Below are 21,795 nucleotides of genomic sequence, written 5' to 3'. Positions count from 1 at the left end.
TACAGCGCGAGGCTGAGACGCCGGATCAGGGATCAAGTCCGCTGTCCGCCGCTTCCTCGGCCTTGCCCTTGCGACCGCGCGGCCAGAAGGCCGAGGCCAGCAGCAACGCCGACACCGCAAGGAACGCCGCGCTGATCGGGCGCTCGAGGAACACCAGCGGATCGCCCCGCGCCAGCAGCATCGCGCGGCGGAAATGTTCCTCCAGCAGCGGGCCAAGGATGAAGCCCAGAAGCACCGGCGTCGCCGGAAAGCCAAAGCGCCGCATCCCATAGCCCACCACCCCGAAGGCCAGCACCACGAAGATGTCGAAGGTCGAGTTGTCGGCGGAATAGACCCCAAGGCAGATGAACACGAAGATGCAGGGGTACAGCACGTGATACGGGATGCTCAGCAGCTTCACCCACAGCCCGATCAGCGGGATGTTCAGCACCAGAAGGATCAGGTTGCCGACCCAGAAGCTCATGATCAGGCCCCAGAACATCGTCGGCTGATCGTTGATCAGGTTCGGCCCCGGCGAGATCCCGTGCAGCATCATCGCGCCCATCAGCACCGCCACCACCGCGTCGCCCGGAATGCCAAGGCTCAGCGTCGGGATGAAGGCGGCCTGCACGCTGGCGTTGTTGGCGGCCTCTGGCGCGGACAGCCCTTCCAAAGCGCCGTTGCCGAACTTCTCGGGATTGCGCGAGATCCGCTTTTCGGCGGCGTAGGACATCAGCGAGGCGATCCCCGGCCCCGTCCCCGGCAGCGCGCCGACGAAGGACCCGATGGCCGAGCCGCGCAGCGTCGGCGGCCAGATCTCGCGCCATTGCTGGCGGTCGGGCAGCATGTCCTTGAACCGGACCCGGCCCAGCTGGTGCAGCGTGCCCGGCGGCTGGCCGATGTTGGCGATGATCTCGGCCACGCCGAACAGGCCCATCGCCACCGCCACAAGGCTGAACCCGTCGGTCAGCGGCAGCAGACCGAAGTCATAGCGGAACTGGCCGGTGTTCACATCCGTCCCCACCAGCCCCAGCGCGATGCCGAAGGCCACCATCGCCAGCGCCTTGAACGGCGAGCCGACGGTCAGGGTCGAGGCCGCGACAAGGCCCAGCAGCATGACCGCGAAATACTCGGCGGATCCGAAATTCAGCGCCACCCGCGCCACCAGCGGCGCGAAGAACATCAACAGCACGATGGCGATGGACGAGCCGATGAAGCTGTTGATCGCCGTGACGAACAGCGCCAGCGGCGCCTTGCCCTGCTTAGCCAGCGGGTGCCCGTCCAGACAGGTGATCGCCGCCGTCGCCGTGCCCGGCAGGTTCAGCAGGATCGACGCGGTCGAGCCGCCGTATTGCGCGCCGTAGAAGATGCCGGCCAGCATGATCAGCGCGTCGGTGGGGTCGATGTAATAGGTCAGCGGCAGCGCCAGCGAGATCGCGGCCAGCGCGCCCACGCCCGGCAACACGCCGACGATGGTGCCGACCGTCACGCCTATGAAGCAGAACAGCAGCGCAGACGGGCCAAGCGCCGTTTGCAGGCCAAGGCCCAGACCCTGAAGAATTTCCATCACAGTCCCACGATAGGTTCGATCGGCAGGCCCAGACCCCAGATGAACACAAGGGTTCCGAACACCGCCATGAAGGCCGCGATCCCAAGGTCGGTCAGCCAGTTGCGGCCCCGCTCGCCCCGCGCCACGATCAGCACCAGAAGGATCGACGACGGGACATAGCCCACCCGGTCCAGCAGCAGCGCGAAGACAAGGATGCCAGCCACGGTGGCGACCATCGGACGCCAGACGGGGACGGCCTCGGGCGTCGGGGCGACGCCTGCGCGGACGTCCTCGACGGCCACAAGGATGCCGAGCCCGATCATGATCAGACCGATGCCCAGCGGAACGAAGCCGGGGCCCGGCCGAAAGGCGGACCCCAGCGGGTACGTCAGTGCGATGGCGGCGACGAACGCTCCGAACGCCGCCACCACCCCACCGGCCATCAGGCTGCGAAGCATGGTGCCTGTTTCGCGCGCCATTGGCGGTCTCCGGCGATTACTGCTTGAGACCGGCAGCGTCGACGACGCGGCCCCACTTTTCAACCTCGGAGGCGATGAAGGCCTTCGAGTCCGCCGGGGCCATGCCTTCGACAAGGAAGCCACGCTCGGCGAAGACCGCTTTCAGCTCGTCGGTGGCAAGCGCGGTCGAGACGGCGCCGTACAGCGTGTCCAGCACCTCGGGCGGGGTGCCGGCCGGGGCGAACAGACCCTGCCACGAGAAGGCGGCGTAGTTCTCAAGCCCGGCTTCGGCCATCGTGGGCACGCCTTCCAGCAGGAAGTGTTCCTGCGTGCCGGTCACCGCCAACGGGCGCAGGGTGCCCGCCTTCACGTGCTCGGATGTCACGAGGATGTCGCCGAACATCGAGTCGATCTGGCCGCCCAGCAGATCCTTCAGCGCGTCCGCACTGCCCGAATACGGGACGTGCAGCAGCGTGGTGCCGGATTCGAGACCGAAGAGCTCCGCCGCCATGTGCATCGAGGTGCCGACGCCGGGGGTTCCGTGAGTGAAGGTCTCGGGGTTTTCCGCCGCGAAATCGATCACGTCCTGGACGCTTTCGAAGTCGCTGTCCGACTGGACAACCAGAACGAGCGGCGATGAGATAACGATGCTGACCGGGTCGAAATCCTCGGTCGGGCTGTAGGGCAGATCGTCCCGCAGCACGGCGCTGATCGCGTTCGAGCCGGTGACGCCCATCAGCAGGGTGTAGCCGTCGGGATCGGCCTGCGTGACATAATGCGCGCCGACGGTGCCGCCCGCGCCGCCGCGGTTCTCGACGACGACGGGCTGGCCCAGCGTCTCGGCCATGGACTCGCCGATCTTGCGCGCCAGCAGGTCGGTCGAGCCGCCCGGCGGGAACGGCACCACGATGGTGATCGGGCTTTCGGGGAAGCTTTGCGCCATCGCCATCGGCGCCGTGAGTGTCATCGCCGCGAGGGCGAAGCCTTTGATGATATTCTTCATTTTGTCTTCTCTCCTGTTGGTCTTGTTGTCATGCCGCGCGTTTGAAGCGAGAGGCGCGGAACGGGTGCAGGTCGACTTCGGGCGACCGGCCCGCCACGAGATGTGCGATCTCTCGGCCGGTGGTCGCGCCGCCGCACATGCCGACATGGCCGTGGCCGAAGCCCAGCCAGGCGTTCTCGAACCGCGGCGCGCGGTCGATCACGGGCATCGAGTCCGGCATACAAGGCCGGTGCCCCATCCAGGGCGTGTAGGTGTCTGCCTTGAGACTGGGGAAGACCTTGCGGCCGACGCCCAGCAGCGCCTCGGCGCGGGCATAGTTCGGCGCGGCCTTCAGCCCGGCGAATTCCACCGTGCCGGCAAGGCGCAGGCCCATCGACATCGGGTTGACCATGATGTTCTGTTCCACCGCCATCACGTTGCGGTTCAACTTAATGCCGGGGTCCGCGATGGTCACGTGATAGCCGCGCTGGCTTTCCAGCGGCACCTTCGCGCCAAGCTGCTTCGCCAGTTCGCCGGACCACGCGCCCGCCGCGACGACGACGCCGTCCACGGCGACCGTCTCGCCGCTATCCAGCGTCACGCCGTCGATCAGCCCGTCGGCGCTGCGGAAGCCGGTGACGCGGTTCCTGAGATGCGCGGCCCCATCGGTGATCGCCTGATCGTAGATCGCCTTCACCAGCGCTTCGGGGTCGGGGGTAGAGCCGTTCTCGGGCGCGAACTGACCGAACCCGAAGCTGCCGCGCAGGTCGGGCTCCAACTCGAAAAGCGCCTCGCCCTCAACGGGTTGCATCTCGACGCCAAGGTCGCGCCGCAACTGGGTTCCGAAGTTCCAGCGCTTTGCGGATTCGCGCGAGGAATAGACGTAAAGGCAGCCGTTCCGCCGCACCAGCGAGGACGCGCCCGCGCGTTGCAGCAGCGGCATGTAGCAGTCGAACACCGGGTTCAGCAGGCCGCGCATCGCGGTGGCGATCCGGGTGACCTCGGCCTCGGACATATGCCCCAGAAACCGCATCAGCCACGGCAGCACCGTCGGCAGGTAATGGGTGCGGATCACCAGCGGGCCATCGGGGTCCAGAAGCCACTTGGGCACCCGCTTCCACATGCCGGGCATCCCGACCGGCAGCACCGCGCTGGGAGACAGCGAGCCGGCGTTGCCGAAAGAGGTCTGCGTCCCCGCTTCGGCCGGGTCGAAGAACGTCACCGTGTGCCCGTCGCGTTGCAGCCACCCGGCGGTGGCGACCCCGACGATCCCGGTCCCGACGATTCCTATATGCATGAGGCCCCTTTTCTTTCGCTTGACTATCGGGGACCGCCAGCCACAAGACAAACGAATAGATTTTCTTGATCCATCAGGTTCTCTTATGACGGTCACGCTCAAGCAGATCCGCGCCTTTCAGGCCGCAGCGGACACCGGAAGCTTCACCACCGCGGCCGAGCGGTTGAACCTGACCCAGTCGGCGGTCAGCATGCTGATCCGGCAAATGGAAGACGCCCTTGGGCTGCCGCTGTTCGTCCGCACCGGGCGCGGCGTGGCGCTGACCGAGTTCGGGGCCGAGGCGCGTCCGGGCCTGACCCGCGCGCTGACCGAACTGGCCGAGGTGGCCGACGCCGCGCGCGGGCTGAACGACCTCAGGCGCGGCAAGCTGCGTTGCGCCCTGCCCCAGATCCTTGCCGCCGCCTGGCTGCCACAGGCGCTGCGGACGTTCCGGGGCAGCTATCCGGACGTGCGGGTCGAGATCGTGGATACCGTGACCGACCGCGTCGCTCCCTCTGTCGGCCAGAACGACGCCGAGCTTGGTATCGGGCCGGAACGCACCGTGCCGCCAGAGATACTGGCGACGCCCATTTGGCAGGTGCCGATCCACATTGCGCTCCCCGCCGGGTCCGAGTTGGCGCAGGCCAAGGACTTCCGGTCGCGGGATGTCGCACGGATGACGTGGATTCACTACTCGGACGAATTCGGCGGCCTGATGCAGCGGACGATCCTGCAAGAGCCCGATCGCGATCACGGCCGCGATATCCGGGTCCGCAGCCTGATCACCGCGCTGTCGATCCTGCGGGACGGCCACTATGCCACGGCAGCCCCGGCCTATGCCGTCGCCTTCGCGCCGTTGTTCGGCGTGGCGTTCCGGGAGTTGGCGGATTACCCGGCGCCGCGCCGGTTCATGCTTTACGAACGGAAAGACCACGCGCTGTCGCCAGCGGCTCAGGCCTTTCGCGACTTCGCCATCGCCAACCCGCCCGAAGGCGCGCAAACCATCGAGTGATCAGCGGTCCAGCGCGATCCGCTCGGCCAGTGCGGAGCGCTTCGGGTCGGACAGGCTGACCGCAAGTGTTTCATCGGCCCCGCCGTCCCCGCCGGGGCGCGCACCGAAAAGGCCCGGACGCGGCAACAGGTCTTCGCGGATGATCCCGTCCGGCGCATCGACGCCCCAAAGGCGGGTGTCCGCCCCGGCCCGAGCGCCATCGCGGCACAGAACGACGGGGCTTTGATCGTTCCCCATCGCGATCCGGCCGAACCCCTTGGTTTCAAGTGCCGCTTCCCCGTCGATCGCGGGTATCAGGCCAATGCCCCGCACGAAGACCGGCTCGGCCAGCCGCCAGTCGGGGCTGAACGCCCTGTCCGCACCGGTACGCGGCCCGAACCACGACCACCGCGCCGCGCCGCGCAGTTGCACGCCGCCATAGCCGGTTATGGCGACCACGGACATGCTGCGAATGGTGCCAGCCGCCTCAGGACGCAGGCGCAACGGCACCGGCGCGTCGGGGGCGATGTCGGGCAGGTCCATCATCGGCGCATGGGCCAGCGAGATCCACGCCGCCGCGAAGCCGTTCCGCGCCAGCATCTGCCGCACGCTTTCGCGGAACGGGAAATAGCCGTCCATCGTGTCCTCGAACAGGTCGCCGGATACCGGAACCACTTTCTGAGCTTCGTTTTTCATGCGTCAGAAAAGGTTGAAGTATTCGGCCTGCTCCCACTCGGAAACAGTCATCAGATAGCGGTCCCACTCGGCCCGTTTCAGATGCGAGAGATAGGTGACGAACCCGTCCCCAAGCGTCTGCCGGAACAGCGGGCTGGCCTCAAAGGTCTCGATGGCGGCGATCAGGCTGGGCGGCAGCTTGTCCGCCCCTTCATAGGGCTTGTCGGTCGCCGGCGGCGCCTTGGCCCCGCGCGTCAGACCGTCGAGCCCCGACAGGATCTGCGCCGCCAAAGCGTAATACGGGTTGGCGGTGGTGTCGGGCGCGCGGTTCTCGATCCGGCTGGCGTTGTCGCCCGCGAACAACAGCGCGCGGATCATGGCGCCCCGGTTGTCGGTGCCCCACTGGATGCGGTTCGGGGCAAGCTGGAACGGGGCATAGCGCTTGTACCCGTTCACCGTCGGCGTCGTCATCAGGCAGGCGGCGGCGGCGTGGTCCAGGAGGCCCGCGATCCACGCGCTGGCCTCGGGCGTCGGAACACCATCGGCGTCGGGGACGAATACATTGGCCCCCTCAAGCGTTTGCAGCGACTGGTGGATGTGCCATCCGTTCGCCGAAGCGTTCGGCAGCTTGGGCTTCGCCATGAAACTGCCGTGCAGCCCACGGCGCTGGCAGACCTCTTTGACCAGCGTGCGGAACAGCACCATCCGGTCGGCCTGACCCATCGGGTCCGAAGCGTCGAAAGTGAACTCGAACTGACTGGGCCCCATCTCGATCTCCATCGAGCGGGGGGCCAGACCCATCACCTCGGCGGCGCGGCGCAACTCGTCCAGAAGATCCTCGGCCTCGCCATAGCGGGTCTCGGTCAGGTACTGGTAGCCCTGCGTCGTGTTGCGGGTCGTGACGGGCGCGCCGGGCATGGTGGCCTGAGTGTGGTCCAGGCCGTTGCCGGTCAATTCGTAGACCTGGAACTCGACCTCCAGCCCCATGGTCGCGGCGAAACCGGCCTCGGCCAGCTTCTCGGTCGCCGTCCGCAGCACGGTGCGCGAGGCGAAATGGACGGCCGCGCCGGTGCGCTGGACCACGTCACACAGGATGATCGCCGAGTGCGGCGACCAGCTGAGCAGGTGAAAGGCGTCCGGGTCCGGCACCAGCAGCACGTCGCTAGCGCCCTGAAAGCCCAGCCCGTCGACCTCTGCCGCGCCCGACCAGACGTCGAAGACGGTGCGGTGCGAGGTGTCCTTCAACAACAGCGTCGACGGCACCCCGATGCCCGACGCGAAAGCCGAGGTCAGCGTCCGCGCGGCGACGGTCTTGCCGCGCAGGATGCCATGCTGATCGGGGAACAGCAGGCGGATCGTCTCGATCCCCTCGGCCTCGACCCGCTTCACGATCTCGGCGGCGCGGGCGACAGCGTCGTCCGACAACAGCCCTGCCCCGGCCAGCTTGCCCTGACCGATGAGGTCCCTGATGTTCGCGCTCATGCCGGGATCAGACCGTCGCGTCCCACGGGCAGGCCGCGCGCCGTTCCATGTCTGCGGCATGGCTTGCGGTTTCCCATTCGCTGGTGGTCGCGATGGCGTCGTTCGACAGCGGCCCCTTGATCGACGCGGCCGCGTCGTCACGCATCGGAAGCGCGCCGTCGCCGCCCTCTTCGCCAAGCGCGGCGATCATCTTCCGCAGCATCCGGCGATAGCGGATGATCGCCACGTCGCTGCGGCCAAGGTGTTCCTGCGTCCGGTCCTGGATCGCGCCCATGCCCTCGACCGCCCACTGGTCGTGAACGTTGATGTCCAGCCCCATGCCCGTATAGGTCAGGTTCGCCTGTTCTTCCGGGTTGTAGTGATAGTCGTTCGACATGTTCTTCAGCGGCGCATAGTCGGGCAGCCGGTGTTCCTTCAGCCGCTGCTCGCGCATCAGGTCCTTGTTAACCGGGTTCTGGAAGCTGGTGAACATCGAGTACCAATAGCAGGTCTCATCGTCGATCGGGACGTGCCACTGGGTGATCGTCATCTCGCGCGACATCGGGATGCAGATGGCTTCGGGGAAGATCTGGTTGGTGACGCGCACGTGGGTCAGTTCGTTTTCCATGTGGCGCAGGGCGATGATCTTCAGGCCATAGTCGGTCTCTTCGACCCGGATCTCGGGGCGCGGGTATTCGCGCAGGACCTGCGTCATCGGCATGTTGGTATGCGCCGCGCGGTCGCGGAACTGCTTGCCATAACTGTCGTCGGGATCCTCGTCTTCCAGGAAGCGGTGCAGGAACGAGGCATGCGCCGGGTCGATGCCGATCTCCAGCGCCTGAAGCCAGTTGCATTCCCACAGGCCCTTGAAGGCGAAGACGTGGCTGTCGGGCGCGCGGAAGCAGTCGAAGTCCGGGAAGGCGGGCGGTGTGCCCGGCCCCATGTAGGCGAAGACGATGCCATTGCGTTCCACCGCCGGATAGGACGGCCCGCCCTCGGTCAGGACGATGTCCTCTGCGTCGGGGCTGAAGCTTGGCGCCTCGTCGGCAGAGGCGTCGCGGGTGGCCAGCACCAGTTCGCCATCGGCGCCCTTCACCAGCGCAAGGCGTTCGCCCATCAGGTTCACCGCAAGCGGCAGGCCCCGCTTGAGCTCGTCGGTAAGCGCCGCGGGCTGCCAATAGCGCCGCAGCACGGCCCCCGCATCGCTGCCCGGGCCAACGCGCGTGATCTGGTCGTTCAGTTCCTGGCTGATCATGTGACTGGTCCTTTGTCTGGGCTGCGGGTCAGGCGGTGCCGATGCGCGCAAGGATGCGCCCGTCGGTTTCGATTACGGGTACCATAGGCACCTTGATCGCCTTGTACATCTGAGAACCTTCCGGTTCGGCGGGTTGTTCCACGCACTGTCCGGTCCGGTCGAAGTGCCAGCCGTGGAACGGGCAGCGCAGGCCGTTGTCTTCAAGCCGGCCATAGCACAGGTCCGCCCCGCGATGCGGGCAGTTGCGGCCGATCAGGCCCAGCACGCCCTCGTCGTCGCGAAACAGCACCAGCCGGGTACCGTTGATCGTCACCGGAATGACCGGGCGTGGAATGTCGAGGTCGGTGCTGCTGGCGATCTGAACCCAGGCGTCCGGGTTGCCGTCATAGTCGGAAACGGCGGGCTGTGCAGTCTCGGTCATTCGGGTTGATTTCCTGTCGGTCGTGCGTTATTTGAACATATTGTCGTTTAATGAACGATATCGTGCCAGCACCGGAGTTGTCAACGTGAGCACCCGTGAAAACGCCTCGACCTTCGCCAAGGGACTAAAGGTTCTCGAGTGCTTCGAGACCGGCCAGCGCGGCATGACGATGGCCGATGTCGCGCGGCTGTGCGACTTCGACCGGGCCACCGCGCGGCGGCTGTGCCTGACGCTGATCGACTGCGGGTATCTGGTGCAGAACGGCCGGGCGCTGGAGCTGACGGCGAAGGCGCTGGCGATCGGCGCGGGCTATCTGACCAGCCACGACTACGGCCGCGCGGTGCAGCCGATCCTCGACCGCTTCGCCGAGGAACTGGACGGCGAGATCGCGCTTGCGGTGCTGGACGGACCGCGCGCGATCTACGTGGCGCGCTCGGCCACATCTTCGGCGCGGGTGTCCTTCGGCTTTTCGGCGGGCAGCACCCTGCCCCTTCTGCCCACCGCCATCGGGCGGATGCTGCTGGCCCAGCTTGCGCCCGACGCGCTGGATGCCCGGCTTGCCGGGATGGACATGCAGCGTTTCACCGAACGGACCGAGACCGACCCGGACGAAATCCGCGCCCGTATCCGCGAAGCGGCAGCCGCCGGTCACTGTCATGTCGAGAACGAGTTCGAGATGGGCGCCGGAGCGCTTGCGGTGCCGGTGGGCCAGATCGGCGGCGTGCCCTCGGCGCTGGGAACCACCGCCACGGTCAACGCGATGGAAGACCCGGCCACCCGGAACCGCGTGCTGGACATCCTGCGCCGCGCGGCACTGGGTCTCGGCTATCAGCGCGGCATGGGCCACGGCGGTTAGAGGCTGGCGGTGCAACGAAAAAGGCAGGGAGCCTTGCGGTCCCCTGCCCTTGCTGTTTCCGGCCGCCCCCGAGGGGTCGGCCATGCGCCCCTGCGTCAGATCGAGAAGACGTCGAACGAGGACATATCGGCCAGAAGGTCGATCTGGTCGCTGTTGAGCGCCTCGTCGTAGATCTCGACATCCGCGATCTGGCCGTCGAACGGGTTGGTGAAGCCCGGCGCGCCGGTGGCCGAGCCCCAGCCAAGACCGCCGACCTGCAGGTATTCCTGATTGGCGGTCCAGTCCATGTCGAAGCCCGAGTTCGATCCGATCACCGCACCGTCGACGTAGGCGACCACGCCGCCCGCGCCGAAGGTCACCGCGACCTCGTATTCCTGCCCGGCGACGATGTCGTCGAAGGACATGATGAACTCGCTGCCGCCATCCTGCACCCGCAGCTTCAGGTCTCCGTTCTGCAGGTACGAGGCAAAGTGGTTGCCGCCGCCCGCGTAGCCCGAGGCGTCTTTCACCACCAGACCCGCCGTCGCGCCGGGATTGTCGGCGATGAACGAGAAGGCGATGGTGCCTTCCGGGATCAGGAAGGACGACTGGTGGGCGTACTGGTCCACGTCGCCGTTCGTGCCGTTGTAGTTCGACACCCCTCCTTGCGCGAAGATCGGATCCGGAAGCACCGGGGCGTCCGTGACGTTGACCGACACCGTCGCCGTATCCGAGCCTCCGTTACCGTCGTCGACGGTGTAGATGAACTCGTCGACCCCGGTGAACCCGGCGTCCGGCGTGTAGGTGACCGTGTCGTCCGCGTTGAGGACGACGCTGCCGTTGGTGGCGGTGCCGACCGAGGACACGGTCAGCGTGTCGCCGTCGGGATCGTCGTCGTTGTCCAGGACATCGATGACGACCGCCTGATCCGTCTGTGTGGCCGCGTCGTCATCCGTCGCGATCGGATCGTCGGGCGACGGGGTCACGGTGACCGTGACGACCGACTCGTCGGATCCGCCGAAGCTGTCCTCGATCCGCAGCGTGAAGCTGTCGGTTCCGAAGAAGTCGGCATTGGGCGTGTAGAACACCTCGCCACCGGCCCCGATTGTCGCGACGCCGTTGGACGGGCCGCTGACGACCGCGTCGACGAAGATCGCGTCACCTTCCGGATCGCTGTCGTTGTCCAGCGGGAACAGGCTGCCCGAGCCGTCCTCGGCGACCGTCAGCGTGTCGTCCACCGCGATCGGGTCGGCATTGACCGGCCCATCGGTGAACAGCTGCTCGATCTGGTCCTCGGTCAGCTCGACATCGAAGATCCGCTTGTCCGAGATCGTACCCTCGAACGGAGCGTCGAACCCGGCCTGACCGCTTGCGCTGCCCCAGCCACGGCCGCCCCACTGGATCCACTCGACGTTTTGCGTCCAGTCCATCACCATCGGGGTGAAGGCGACCTCGGTTCCGTTCAGGAACACGCTGCCACCGCCCGGCCCGAAGGTCACGGCGACGTCGTACTCCTGCCCGGCAGAGATGCCGGGGATCGTCAGGACGCTTTCGCTGGACCCGTTCTGGAAGCGCGCGACAAGGTTCGAGCCGTTCAGGAACAGCGCGAAGTGGTTGCCGCCGCCGGCGTAGCCCGAGGCGTCCTTCACGAACAGACCCTGAGCGCCGTTGGTGTCCGCCGCCTCGAAGCTGAAGGCGATGGTGCCCTGTTCGATCTCGTAGATCGCGTTGTGCGGCAGTTGCTGCACGCCGCTGTTGGCGCCGTTGAAGGACATATCCCCCAGCGCCTCGTAGATCGGCGCGGGGAAGGACTGGATGTTGACCGTAACCGTAGCGGTGTCGGTGAACTCGCCGTCCGAGATGGTGTACTCGAACGTATCCTGTCCCGTTGCGCCGGGGTTCGGCGTGTAGGTAAGGGTGCCATTGGCGTTGACCACGACCTGCCCCAGCGCGGGGTCGGTCAGGTCGACGAGGTTCAGCAGATCGCCGTCGATGTCGGTGTCGTTGCCGAAGATGTCGATCAGCACCGGCTGGCCCGAGGTGGTCGACACGCCGTCGTCGTTGGCGACGGGCGGGTCGTTCTCGGGCGTCACGTCAACCGTGACGGTCGAGGTGTCGAAGCCACCTTGCCCGTCGGTCACCGTCACCTCGAAGCTGTCGCTTCCGGTGAAGTTGGCGTTCGGCGTGTAGGTCACCGTACCGTCGCCGTTCACCACCGCGACACCGTTGCTGGCGCCAGAGGCGATGCCGAAGGCGATCACCGTATCACCGTTGGCGTCGGTGTCGTTGTCGCCCGGCTGGAAGGTGACCGAGCCATCTTCCGCGACCGTGATGCTGTCGTCCACGGCCACCGGCTCGGCATTCGGTTCGGCGGTCACGATGACCTCGACCGTTCCTTGCGCGGATTCGCCGGCACCGTCCTCTGTGATGTAGGTGAAGGTGTCGGTCCCGATGAAGCCCGCGTCCGGTGTGTAGACGACCTTGCCGTCCACGATCGCGGTAGTCCCGCTGGTGCCGTCCTCGACCGACAGGATGGTCAGCGTGTCGCCATCCGGATCGGTGTCGTTGGCCAGCACGTCGATCTCGACCGGCGTATCGACGATGGCGTTCGTCGTGTCGTCGTTCGCGGTCGGCGCGTCGTTGACCGGGTTGACGGTGACGCTGACCGTCGAGGTGTCGACCCCGCCCAGCCCGTCGATGATGCTTACCGTGAAGCTGTCCGAGCCGTTGAAGTCCGGATCCGGCGTGTAGGTCACCGTTCCGTCCGCCTCGACCACAGCCGTACCGTTCGTCGGCTGGCTCTGGATACCCGCAACCGTGACGGTGTCGCCATCGGCATCGGTGTCGTTCGCCAGCACGTCGATGTTGACCGACTGATCCTCGTCGGTGGTCACCGCATCGTCATTGGCGACCGGATCGGTGTTGCTGGCCGAGGACGACCCGGCAAGCGCGGCGATCTTGGCAGAGTCGAGGACCCCGGCGTAGATCTGCTTGTCGGCGATGACGCCCTCGAACGGAGCGTCGAACCCGGGCTGGCCGCTTGCGCTGCCCCAGCCACGGCCACCCCACTGGATGTATTCGACGTTCTGCGTCCAATCCATCACCAGCGGGCTGTTGCCCACAAGGTTGCCGTCGACCCAAAGCTGCGAGCCATCCGGCCCGAAGGTCACCGCGATCTCGTACTCTTGCCCGGCCTGAATGCCCGGGAAGTTCATGATCGCCGAGGTCGAGCCATCCTGGAAGCGCGCCACCAGCGTATTGCCGTCGAGGTAGAGGGCAAAGTGATTGCCGCCGCCAACGAAGTAGCTTGCGTCCTTCACGAACAGACCCTGCGCCCCGTTGGTGTCGGCCGCGATGAACGAGAAGGCGATGGTGCCCGCCGGGATCTCGTAGATGTCGCTGTGCGGGATCTCCAGCACGCCGCCCGAGGTTCCGTTGAACTCCATCACGCCCGGTGCGTCGTAAACCAGTTCGGTTTCCAGCCGGACCATCAGCGGCGGCGAGGCCACGCTGATGTCGCCCGCGCCGTTGACCGACACGGCGATGATCGAGTTGACGCCGCCATCCGGCGTGCCGTTGCCCGTGAGTGTTTTCAACAGCGACAGCGGCACCTCGGCCTGACCCGAGCCGTCAAGCGTGACGGTGGTCAGGACCTTGCCGCTCATCGCCTCGTTCGAGTGATAGGGCAGTTCCGCCTGCGTCACATCGAACGGCGCGTCGCCGCTGGCGATGTAAAGCCGCGTGTCGGCCTGCAGCAGTTCGACCGTGCCGTTCGGCTCGCCCGTCACCAGAACGGTGAAGTCGGACGAGGTCAGTTCGACCTGATCGCCGTACAGCGTCGGCACCGCGTCGCCGGCCGAACCGACGATGCTGAGCGTCGGCGGAGTGACGGCGTCCTCGGTGGTGACCCGCGCCGCCGATCCGCCCAGCGAACCGGGGCCGCCGGTGATCACGCTTTCGTCGAACAGGCTGGCCAGCGAGACCTCGGTGCTGAGACCGTCGGTGAAGGTCACGGTGACCGTCGAGCCGATCAGTTCATACCCCGAGACAGAGCCCGCGTTGCCGGCACCCTCGACGCCCTGAATGTTGTTCGGGTCGATGTCGGTGGTGAAGGTGAACTGCTCGCCCGGATCGAAATCGGTGAACTCGATCGTCAGCGTGTCGAAGCCGCCGTTATGCGGGTCCGAGAAGGGATCGGACGACGGATCGCCCGGCACCACCAGCCCGGTGACGCCGCCGCCGGAGTTCGGCGTGAACGGCGAGGCCGTGGCATCGCCGCCCGCCCCGGTGGGATCGAAGACGATCTCGGGGAGGATGGCGCCCTGAAGGTTGAAGGTGACCGAGGCGATCTGGACGCCCGGTGCGCTTTCGTTGGTCAGGATGAAGCTGCTGCCCGCGAAGGTCGACGAGTCGAGACCGGTGCCCGGCGTGACCTGCACCAGCAGCGACCCGCCCTCGACCTGATCGGTCGGCACAACGTCGACGATGAAGCTGCCAAGCGTCTGGCCCGGCGTCACGTTGCCCAGCAGGTCCGCGACCTCTCCGTCGTTTAGGGTGACCACGTAAGAGCCGTTGTCGTCCGGATCCCACGCCCCGCCCGGAGGCGTGATCTCGTAGGTCGCGGTACGCGGCGTACCGTCGGCGTTGACGTCCACACCCACCAGCGCGGCCGTGGCAACGAAGCTGATCGCACCCCGCGTGACGGTGACGTCGAAGTCGTCGAGGGTCGACACATCGATGCCGTTCTCGTCGTCGAACGTCACCTCGAACTGATAGGAGCTGTCCGGCGTCGTGACGTCCGGCGCGGTGAGGTTCGGCAGCGGCGGGGTCGTGTCCGGCTCGCCCGCCACGACCAGTTCGATCGCCTTGACGGCCGGGTTTTCAACGCCGTGCAGGAAGGACACGTCGACCGTGCCGTCGCTGACGAAGGTGTAGGTCACCACCGAGCCGACGTTGAAGTCGCCACCAAGGGCGTAGGGGTCGATACCGGCCAATTCCGGCGGGACCACACCGTCGACGCTTACGTCGAACACGCGGTCACCCGTCAGATCGCCGCTGCCGTCGGTATCAGAGAGCCCGGTATAAAGCTCGGCAACGTAGATACGTAGCTCGACCAGCGTTCCGGCAGGAACGTCGAATGCATAAGCCATCGCGCCGTTGGGATCGGCAGCGTCGGGAAGGTCGTAGCGCTCCACCTGCATGACCGCGGCGGTGATGCCGTACTCGGACAGGCCCGAGATATCGACGGTGTTGCCCGGCTCGTACACGTTGTTCGAGCCCTGATTGACGAGGTACGGCGAGTTGTTGGCGGCCGTGTCGGCGGACCAAGCTGGACCGCCATCCGACAAGGCCTGTTCCACCCCACCGGTATTGACCCGGTACAGCACGTCGCCGGGCTGGGGCGGCACGTCCTCGTTCACGGTCAGAGGCACGACTTGGGTGCTGGAAGAAACGCCGTCGGTCGCGGTGACTTCGATCGAGTAGGTGCCGTCATCCGGCTCGCCCGTGGTCCACGAGAAGCTGCCGGTGCCGTCGCCGTTGTCGGTGAAGGTGTAGAGACCCGGATCGACGGTCGAGCCGTCCGAGTCGTCGGTCACCTCGACAGACAGGGTGATCGCGTCGTCGTTGGCGTCGGTCGCGGAGATGCTAAACGCCGCATCCTCGCCCTCGGTGATCACGATCGGCGCGATGGCGTCGATGACCGGGGCCGCGTTCTCGGCATAGGTCAGGTAGACCGGCGCCGTGACCGGGCCAAGCGGCAGGTCGTCGTTCGCGGTGTCGATGACCGCCGCCACGAAGCCCAGCGGAAGCTGCGCCTCGTTCCACGGCAGGTCGTAGCCCGGCACCTCGGTGAAGTTGAACAGGCCGCTGATGTCCTGAACCGTCCCGTCCAGCAGGATGTCGACGGTCTGGAACTCGGTCGCGTTGTTCGCCGGGAAGTCCGACGAGGCAAGCGCGGCAAGCTGCGCGTCCAGCTGGTCTGCATAGGCGCCGTCCGGGAAATTGTTCTCGAACGGCTGGATGATGCCCTTGGTCAGAACGATCCGGGCGGTCTGGCCCGCCTCGCCCTGCACGGTGACGGACGGACCACCATCGGCGTAGGTGCCGACCCCGCCGGCATCCAGTCCGTTGACCTGCAACGTGACGCCCAGTTCCGGGCTGTCCTGCGAGGCAAGGCCCTTGCTGCCGCCCTGATTGCTGGCGCCCATCAACTGGCCGGTGGCGGTGGTGCCATCTTCAAAGGTGATGGTGAAGGTCGAACCGATCAACTCGGCCCCCGAGATGCCGCCGATGTCCCATGCGGGCGACGCACCCGAGTCCAGCGTGCCCTTGTCGGCGCCGGCAATCGAGTTCGGGTCCATGTCGACCGAGAAACCGACCGTGTCGCCCGGTTCGAAGCCGCCGTTGGTGCCGGTATCGAAGGTCAGACGCAGGCCCTCGAAACCGTCGATGCCCCCTGCCCCGATATAGGACGCGGAAGACGGCGCGTTGACGCCCGTGCCGCTGTCCGTGTTGATCTCAAGCTCTTTGCCGATGGTGTCGCCGGCAATTCCGTAAGGATCGAAGACACTGTCGGTATACAGCGCGTTGGTGACGTCGATATCTACCTGGACGATCTTCTTGGTGCCGGTATTGGCCAGCACGAAGGAGTCGCCGCCGTAGTTCGAGATCTGGACGTCGTCGCTATCCACCGTCACGGCCAGCGTGGCCGCGCCTCCGGTCGGCTGCGGTGCTTCGCGGACCACGATGGCCGACAGCTTGGCGTTGTCGACGCTGGCCTCCAGCGTGATGTCCAGCTTGTCCAGTTCGTCGAACTGGTCCGGCGAGAATTCGTCCGGAAGCTGGATCACCACCGGCTGATTGATGTCGCCCCCGGTCTCGGCAAGGATATCCAGGTTCTCGATGACAAGCTGGCCCTCGATGTAGACGTTGAACACCCGACCGTTGAGGGTATCCGGCTCGAGGTAGATTTCGGCGAAGTACAGTTCGACCGTGTAGCTGCCGGGATCGACCGGGATCGAGAAGGACAGCGGTTCGCCGCCTCCGCCCCCGCCCCAGCGTTCGGTTTCGAACACGGTGCCGTCGAATACCGGCTGATCCGGGCTGCCGCCCGTGCCGTCGGTGAACTGGTTGCCGTTGTCGAAGTAGTTGTCGCCCTCGAAGTCGATGCCGCCCTGCGACAGCGCCGGACCGCCGACGTTCACCGCCACCACGATGGGCGCGATGTCGTCTTCGGTCACCGTGGCCGAGGCGGTGGTGCCGTCGATGACGGCCGGGCCGCTGTTCACGCCGGTCAGGGTGACGGTCACGGCGTCATCGCCGTTGTCGATTGCGTCGTTCGGCACATTCACGGTGATCTCGCCGCCGCCGATGGCGATAGACTGCGTCAGACCGGTCGTGACGGCGCCGTTGATGTCGACCGAGTACTCCAGTTCGACATAGGTCGACGGGTCGGTGTCGAAGGTGACCGGGAAGACCAGCGTGGTGAAGCCGGTGTCGCCCGCTTCTTCTACGGTGGCCGAGACCGGATCGCCGATGCTGACCAGCGAGATCGGCGTGCCGCCGACGGCGACAATCTCGATGCCCTTGATCGCCGGGTTCTCGACGCCGTGCACGAACTCAAGATTGATGGTGCCGTCGCTGACCACCGTATGGGTCACGATGGCGGCCTTGTTGAAGGTGCCGGCCAGCGCGTACTGGTCGATGTCCTGGAACGCGGCCGGAACGGTGCCGTCGACGCTGACGCTGAACACGCGGTCGCCCGTCGCATCACCGCTGCCATCCTCGTCGAAGATCTCTTGGTAGTTCTCGGCAAGCAGCAGACGGATTTCGACCTGTGTGCCGACGGGAACGTCGAAGGCGTAGGCCATTTCGCCCGCGGGATCCCCCGCGGCGTCCCAGCGCTCGATGCCATAGACCGCTTCCGGCGCGCCGTAGTCGGACACCTCGCTCAGGTCGATGGGTCCCGTCGCGACGCCGGTGTCCGGGTAGTCGTTGTTGGAGCCCGGATTGACGAGGAACGGCGAGTTCTCAGAGTCGGTGTCGGCGCTCCAGTTCGGGCCGCCGTCCGTGGCCGCCACTTCCGGGCCGCCCGCGTTGACGCGGTACAGGATGATACCGTCGACCGGGCCGTCATCGTTCAGGATGGTGATCGGCGTCACCGGCGTACCGATATAGGCATCCGCACCGCTGACCGAGACCAGCGCGACCTCGATATTCTCGTTGAATTCGGCGTCGGTGTCGCCGATCACCTCGATCTCGAAGGTGAAGTCGGCGGAGTTGCCCGCGATAGAGCCCGCAAGCGTGTAGACCCCGGTGCCGGCGTTGAAGGTCGCACCCGGAACGGTGAAGTCCACCTCGGGCGTCGCGCCATTGTTGGCGCCGCGGATCTCGAGATCGAAGAACACCGTCTCTCCGGACGGCACGACCTCGGACGACTGAACGGTCACGAAGACCTCGGTGACGCCGGCATCGCCCTCGGCGACGGCCTCGGGAACCACCGAGATGGCGGGCCCGCCCGGCGTGGTGTCAAGCGAGACGATCTCGACCGCGTTGATCAGCGGGTTCTCGACCACGTGGCCGAAGTCGATGTCGATGGTGCCATCGTCAACATAGCCGATCCACTCGAACATGCCGCCGACCTTGTGGCCGAACTCGGCGACCAGATCGATGTCGTCAAGGAACAGCCCGTCCTCGATGGACACGTCGAACACGCGGCTGCCGATGGCGCTGGTTCCGTCATAGCCGTTCGCCATGAACAGACGCACGGCATAGTATCCATCCGCCAGCGCCCCGTTGCCGAACTCAAGCCCGAACGGACTGCCCGCGTCGTTGCCGTAATACTCGTTGGTGTAAAGGCCCAGCGGCGTCGATGCCGAGGGAGCGGACGCGTCAAGCCCGTTGTCCGACCCGTTCTGGGTGCTGGGCGCAGAAGAGCCGGTGATGACCGCGCCGGTCTGAACCCAGTCCGGGCCGCCGTCGATGGCGGCGACGTTGGTGTCGCCCGCGTTCCAGCGGTACAGGATCTCGCCTTCGGTGTAGCTGAGCGGCGTGCCGGTGATCTCGACGAAATCCCAGTCCGCGCCGAAGCTGTCGTCACCGTCCTCGGTGGTGGCCAGAAGGCCGACGAACGCGCCGGTGGTCTGCGCGCCGTTCTGGTAGGTCCCCCGGACCGCGCTGATCACGTCGGACGGCACCGCGATGGCGGCGGTCTCGACCCAGTCGGTGTACGAGCCGTCAGTAACATACCGCGCCCGCGCAACCGCGGTGGCCGCGCCCGGTGTCAGGTCAAGGTCGATGGCCACTTGCATGTTCGGATCGCTTAGGCCGACGATCGGCGCTTCGATTCCGGGAATTTCGACGAAAACGCTGGAGTTTACGTCGTTCTCTTCAACCAGAAGCTCGACACCGAACGTCGGCGTTCCACCGACGTCGCGCACGACCACGGCGGCCTGCACGAAGGTCGTCTGGTTGCCGGGGCCGACGACAAGGCCGTACTTCTCGCCACCGTCCCAGGTCTTGGTTTCGTTCAGCGAGTAGGCGAAGATGTTCTTGCCTTCCGACACGATGCTGATCGCGCCGACGTCGTTCTGAACGGCGAAGCCGATGCCCAGAACGTCACCCTGATCGTTGTCGATGCCTTCGGCCGAACCGCTATTGGCCACGTCGATGCTGACCACGGTGGATGCGCCGCCAAGGTTCCAGACCCCGGCGTCGTACAGCGCGAACTCGCCCGGAGGCGCGACCTGCACATCGGTCTCGTTGCGCCACACGGCGTTGATGCCGATATCGCCCGCGATGCTGTTGCCGTCCGGGATCGCGCCCGGCGGAGTCGTCTCGGGATCGTTCAGCTCGAAATGCCACAGCGCGGTGCCATCCGCGCCCACGCGCACGCCAAGGCCGTTGTCGGGGTCGCCCACGTGGCTGTCGAGCGTGTTGTTCACCCCGTCAAGGTCAAGGTCGGTGCTGGGATCGGCGGGCGTGCCACCGGGCTGGAACACGGTGATGTTGTTCGCGCCATAGGTGGCGGCGAAGATCAGGCCGGCGAAGTCGTCGATGCCGTCGCCGTCGTTGTCGATCAGCACGTCGGACGAAAAACCGTCATCGCCAAGCGCCGTCACGCCCAGCGGCTGCGAACCGAAGCCGCCGATGGTGCCAAGGCTTTCGACCGCGTCGGTGCGCCCGTCGCCGTTGGTGTCGATGGGTTTTTCGAAATACAGGTTTCCATCGAAGGACGCGGCAATAATCGCGCCATCCAGCGCGCCGCCGAAGAAGGTCGCGGTGTATTCGGCCAGACCGTTGGTCGATGCGTTCACCGTCTTCAGCGAGCCGTCGTTGTTGTCGTTGAGCAGCTGGCTTTCCGGCGAATAGGCCGTGTTGTCCATGACGCTGGTGCCGTCATAGTAGGACGTCGGATCCGAGAGTGAGCTGCCGGGGTGCTCCCACAGGTAGCCGTTGACCACGTCGAAGAAATCGGCGGGCAGACCGGTCGCCCCGGTCACGTCCACCCAGTTCCCGTCACCCTGCTCTTCGTAGATGATCAGCAGGCTGGTGAGATAGGCGCGCGCCTCGGCCTCGTTCGCGAACAGCTCGACACCGTTGGCGATGACCGGATCGTCGCTGGTCGCGCCGGTGTAGGTGCCATCGGGATTGAACGCGGCCTGGATCGCCTCGTGCGCGGCGCGGATCGGGTTGGCGTCGCCACCATAGGGCCCGAAGGCGTCGGTCGTCTCACCAAGGTAATGCAGTTGGTCGCCGAAGCCGTCAGAGCCGCTTTCGTTGAACTGGTTTGTCGCGAATTCAGAGGTCCAGTCGTCCACGACCTGCCCGTCTTCCTGCGACAGCGGCTGGCCGCCCCAGCCGCCGTTCGGGCCGTTGTCCCAGGTGAAGACCTCGTTGTCCTCGGTCACCAGCACGTCGTACTGGTTGCGGAATCCGGGCGAGTGAACCGCCAGCGGATTGTCGACGAAGGTCAGTTCGCCTCCGACGCTGACAAGCACCTTCTCGGTGATCTTCGCCATGTTCAGACCGTTGTGCCCGCCGGCGAAATCCGGATTGCCCTCTTGCCCGGCAGGACCTTCGTCGATGGTGTAATTGTCGGGAATCTCGGCGGGATCGAGGCCAAGATCGTTCACCAGGTCCACGTTATCCCGCGTCGGGTCGTCCAGCGTGGGCAGGTCCATCACGTACAGGTCGCCGTTGGCATCGGTGCGGATGTCAAAGCTTTCCAGCTCTGTCAGGTTGACCTTGAGGATGGTGCCTGACAGCGCATAGTCGACGGTTCCGGCAAAGTTGTTGCCCGGAGCGCCCTTGTTGGTGTTGCCGCCCTGCGCGATCCACAGGATCTCGTCCCCGGTGACCGGGTCGATCGAGATGTCGAGACCGTTTGTCGAGTGGTTTTCCTCGGACCGCGGCAGACCGCGAAGGATCGCCACGTTGGACAGGATATTGCCGTCGGGATCGACAACGATCTTGTGGATCTGGCCCGAGTTGGTGTCGAGACCCGAGTCATTGCCCACCGCGATGCGCCAGTCCGAGGACGAGACGTACAGCACGTCGTTGCCGTCGTCGTCCTTGGTTACGACGATGCCGGTCACCTGCCGCTGCTGCGTGGTATTGAGGCTTCCGTCGTCGTTGTAGTTCTGGATCGTCTGCGGAATGACGTTCATCTGGGTAGTGCCCGTCACCACGAACTCGTCTGTGCCGTCCCCGTTGTTGTCATCCTGCCGTTCGATTTCGTAGCGGTAGACGTTCCCGTCCTGCTGCGTGACGTAGACAATCGGAGCGCCGGTTTTGCTGGTGTCCAGCGCGGTCGGATTGTTCGAGGACTCACCTTGAAGACCGGTCGAGCCGAAGGTGATCGAAGGATTGGTAAAAGCCATTTTCTACTCCAGGCAAGCAGACGAAATACTT

Annotated in this window: 11 protein-coding genes; 2 read left to right on the top strand and 9 right to left on the bottom strand. The window is 65.9% G+C overall.

All coding sequences use genetic code 11. The features are described from left to right. Positions 1-25: 25 nt before the first annotated feature. The 4 genes from ACP156_RS22675 to ACP156_RS22660 are packed head-to-tail and all read right to left on the bottom strand — an operon-like array spanning position 26 to position 4,265. The gene (locus ACP156_RS22675) at positions 26-1,546 is read right to left on the bottom strand and encodes a tripartite tricarboxylate transporter permease (RefSeq protein ID WP_425053634.1); all 1,521 of its coding nucleotides are present in this window, start codon (positions 1,544-1,546) and stop codon (positions 26-28) included. After that, positions 1,546-2,007: a tripartite tricarboxylate transporter TctB family protein gene (locus tag ACP156_RS22670; RefSeq protein ID WP_425053633.1), complete on the bottom strand. Its 462-nt coding sequence runs from the start codon at positions 2,005-2,007 to the stop codon at positions 1,546-1,548. The genes ACP156_RS22675 and ACP156_RS22670 overlap by 1 nt, the downstream gene beginning before the upstream one ends. 16 nt (positions 2,008-2,023) lie before the next feature. Next, entirely contained in the window at positions 2,024-2,989 is a 966-nt protein-coding gene (locus ACP156_RS22665; protein WP_425053632.1) for a Bug family tripartite tricarboxylate transporter substrate binding protein, read from the bottom strand. A 28-nt stretch (positions 2,990-3,017) separates the two neighbouring features. Beyond that, positions 3,018-4,265, bottom strand: coding sequence for an NAD(P)/FAD-dependent oxidoreductase (locus tag ACP156_RS22660; protein WP_425053631.1), 1,248 nt, complete (start codon positions 4,263-4,265; stop codon positions 3,018-3,020). An 85-nt stretch (positions 4,266-4,350) separates the two neighbouring features. Between ACP156_RS22660 and ACP156_RS22655 the strand changes: the two genes are divergently transcribed. Further along, positions 4,351-5,256 carry a LysR family transcriptional regulator gene (locus ACP156_RS22655; protein WP_425053630.1) on the top strand — a complete coding sequence of 302 codons (906 nt, stop codon included), beginning with the start codon at positions 4,351-4,353 and terminating at the stop codon, positions 5,254-5,256. On the opposite strand, the gene ACP156_RS22650 is transcribed toward ACP156_RS22655, so the two are convergent. From ACP156_RS22650 to ACP156_RS22635, 4 genes are read right to left on the bottom strand one after another with little or no spacing between them, the layout of a single operon-like run. Next, the gene (locus ACP156_RS22650; protein ID WP_425053629.1) at positions 5,257-5,931 is read right to left on the bottom strand and encodes a hypothetical protein; all 675 of its coding nucleotides are present in this window, start codon (positions 5,929-5,931) and stop codon (positions 5,257-5,259) included. Between the two features lie 3 nt (positions 5,932-5,934). After that, positions 5,935-7,392, bottom strand: a complete 1,458-nt coding sequence (locus ACP156_RS22645) for a glutamine synthetase family protein (RefSeq protein WP_425053628.1) — start codon at positions 7,390-7,392, stop codon at positions 5,935-5,937. 7 nt (positions 7,393-7,399) lie between these two features. Next, positions 7,400-8,626, bottom strand: coding sequence for an aromatic ring-hydroxylating dioxygenase subunit alpha (locus ACP156_RS22640; protein ID WP_425053627.1), 1,227 nt, complete (start codon positions 8,624-8,626; stop codon positions 7,400-7,402). Positions 8,627-8,654: 28 nt separating this feature from the next. Then, positions 8,655-9,047: a Rieske 2Fe-2S domain-containing protein gene (locus ACP156_RS22635; protein WP_425053626.1), complete on the bottom strand. Its 393-nt coding sequence runs from the start codon at positions 9,045-9,047 to the stop codon at positions 8,655-8,657. Positions 9,048-9,132: 85 nt separating this feature from the next. Between ACP156_RS22635 and ACP156_RS22630 the strand changes: the two genes are divergently transcribed. After that, positions 9,133-9,903, top strand: a complete 771-nt coding sequence (locus ACP156_RS22630; RefSeq protein WP_425053625.1) for an IclR family transcriptional regulator domain-containing protein — start codon at positions 9,133-9,135, stop codon at positions 9,901-9,903. Positions 9,904-9,998: 95 nt separating this feature from the next. Here ACP156_RS22630 and ACP156_RS22625 read toward each other — a convergent pair whose 3' ends face one another. Further along, positions 9,999-21,764 (bottom strand): Ig-like domain-containing protein, encoded by an 11,766-nt coding sequence (locus ACP156_RS22625; protein WP_425053624.1) that lies wholly within the window; start codon positions 21,762-21,764, stop codon positions 9,999-10,001. Positions 21,765-21,795: the final 31 nt, after the last annotated feature.

Origin of the sequence: Psychromarinibacter sp. S121, from assembly GCF_049801035.1 — a bacterium.
Classification (GTDB): Bacteria; Pseudomonadota; Alphaproteobacteria; order Rhodobacterales; family Rhodobacteraceae; genus Psychromarinibacter.
Note: the sequence above shows the minus strand (reverse complement) of the source record. Positions and strands in the feature narration are given on the sequence as shown.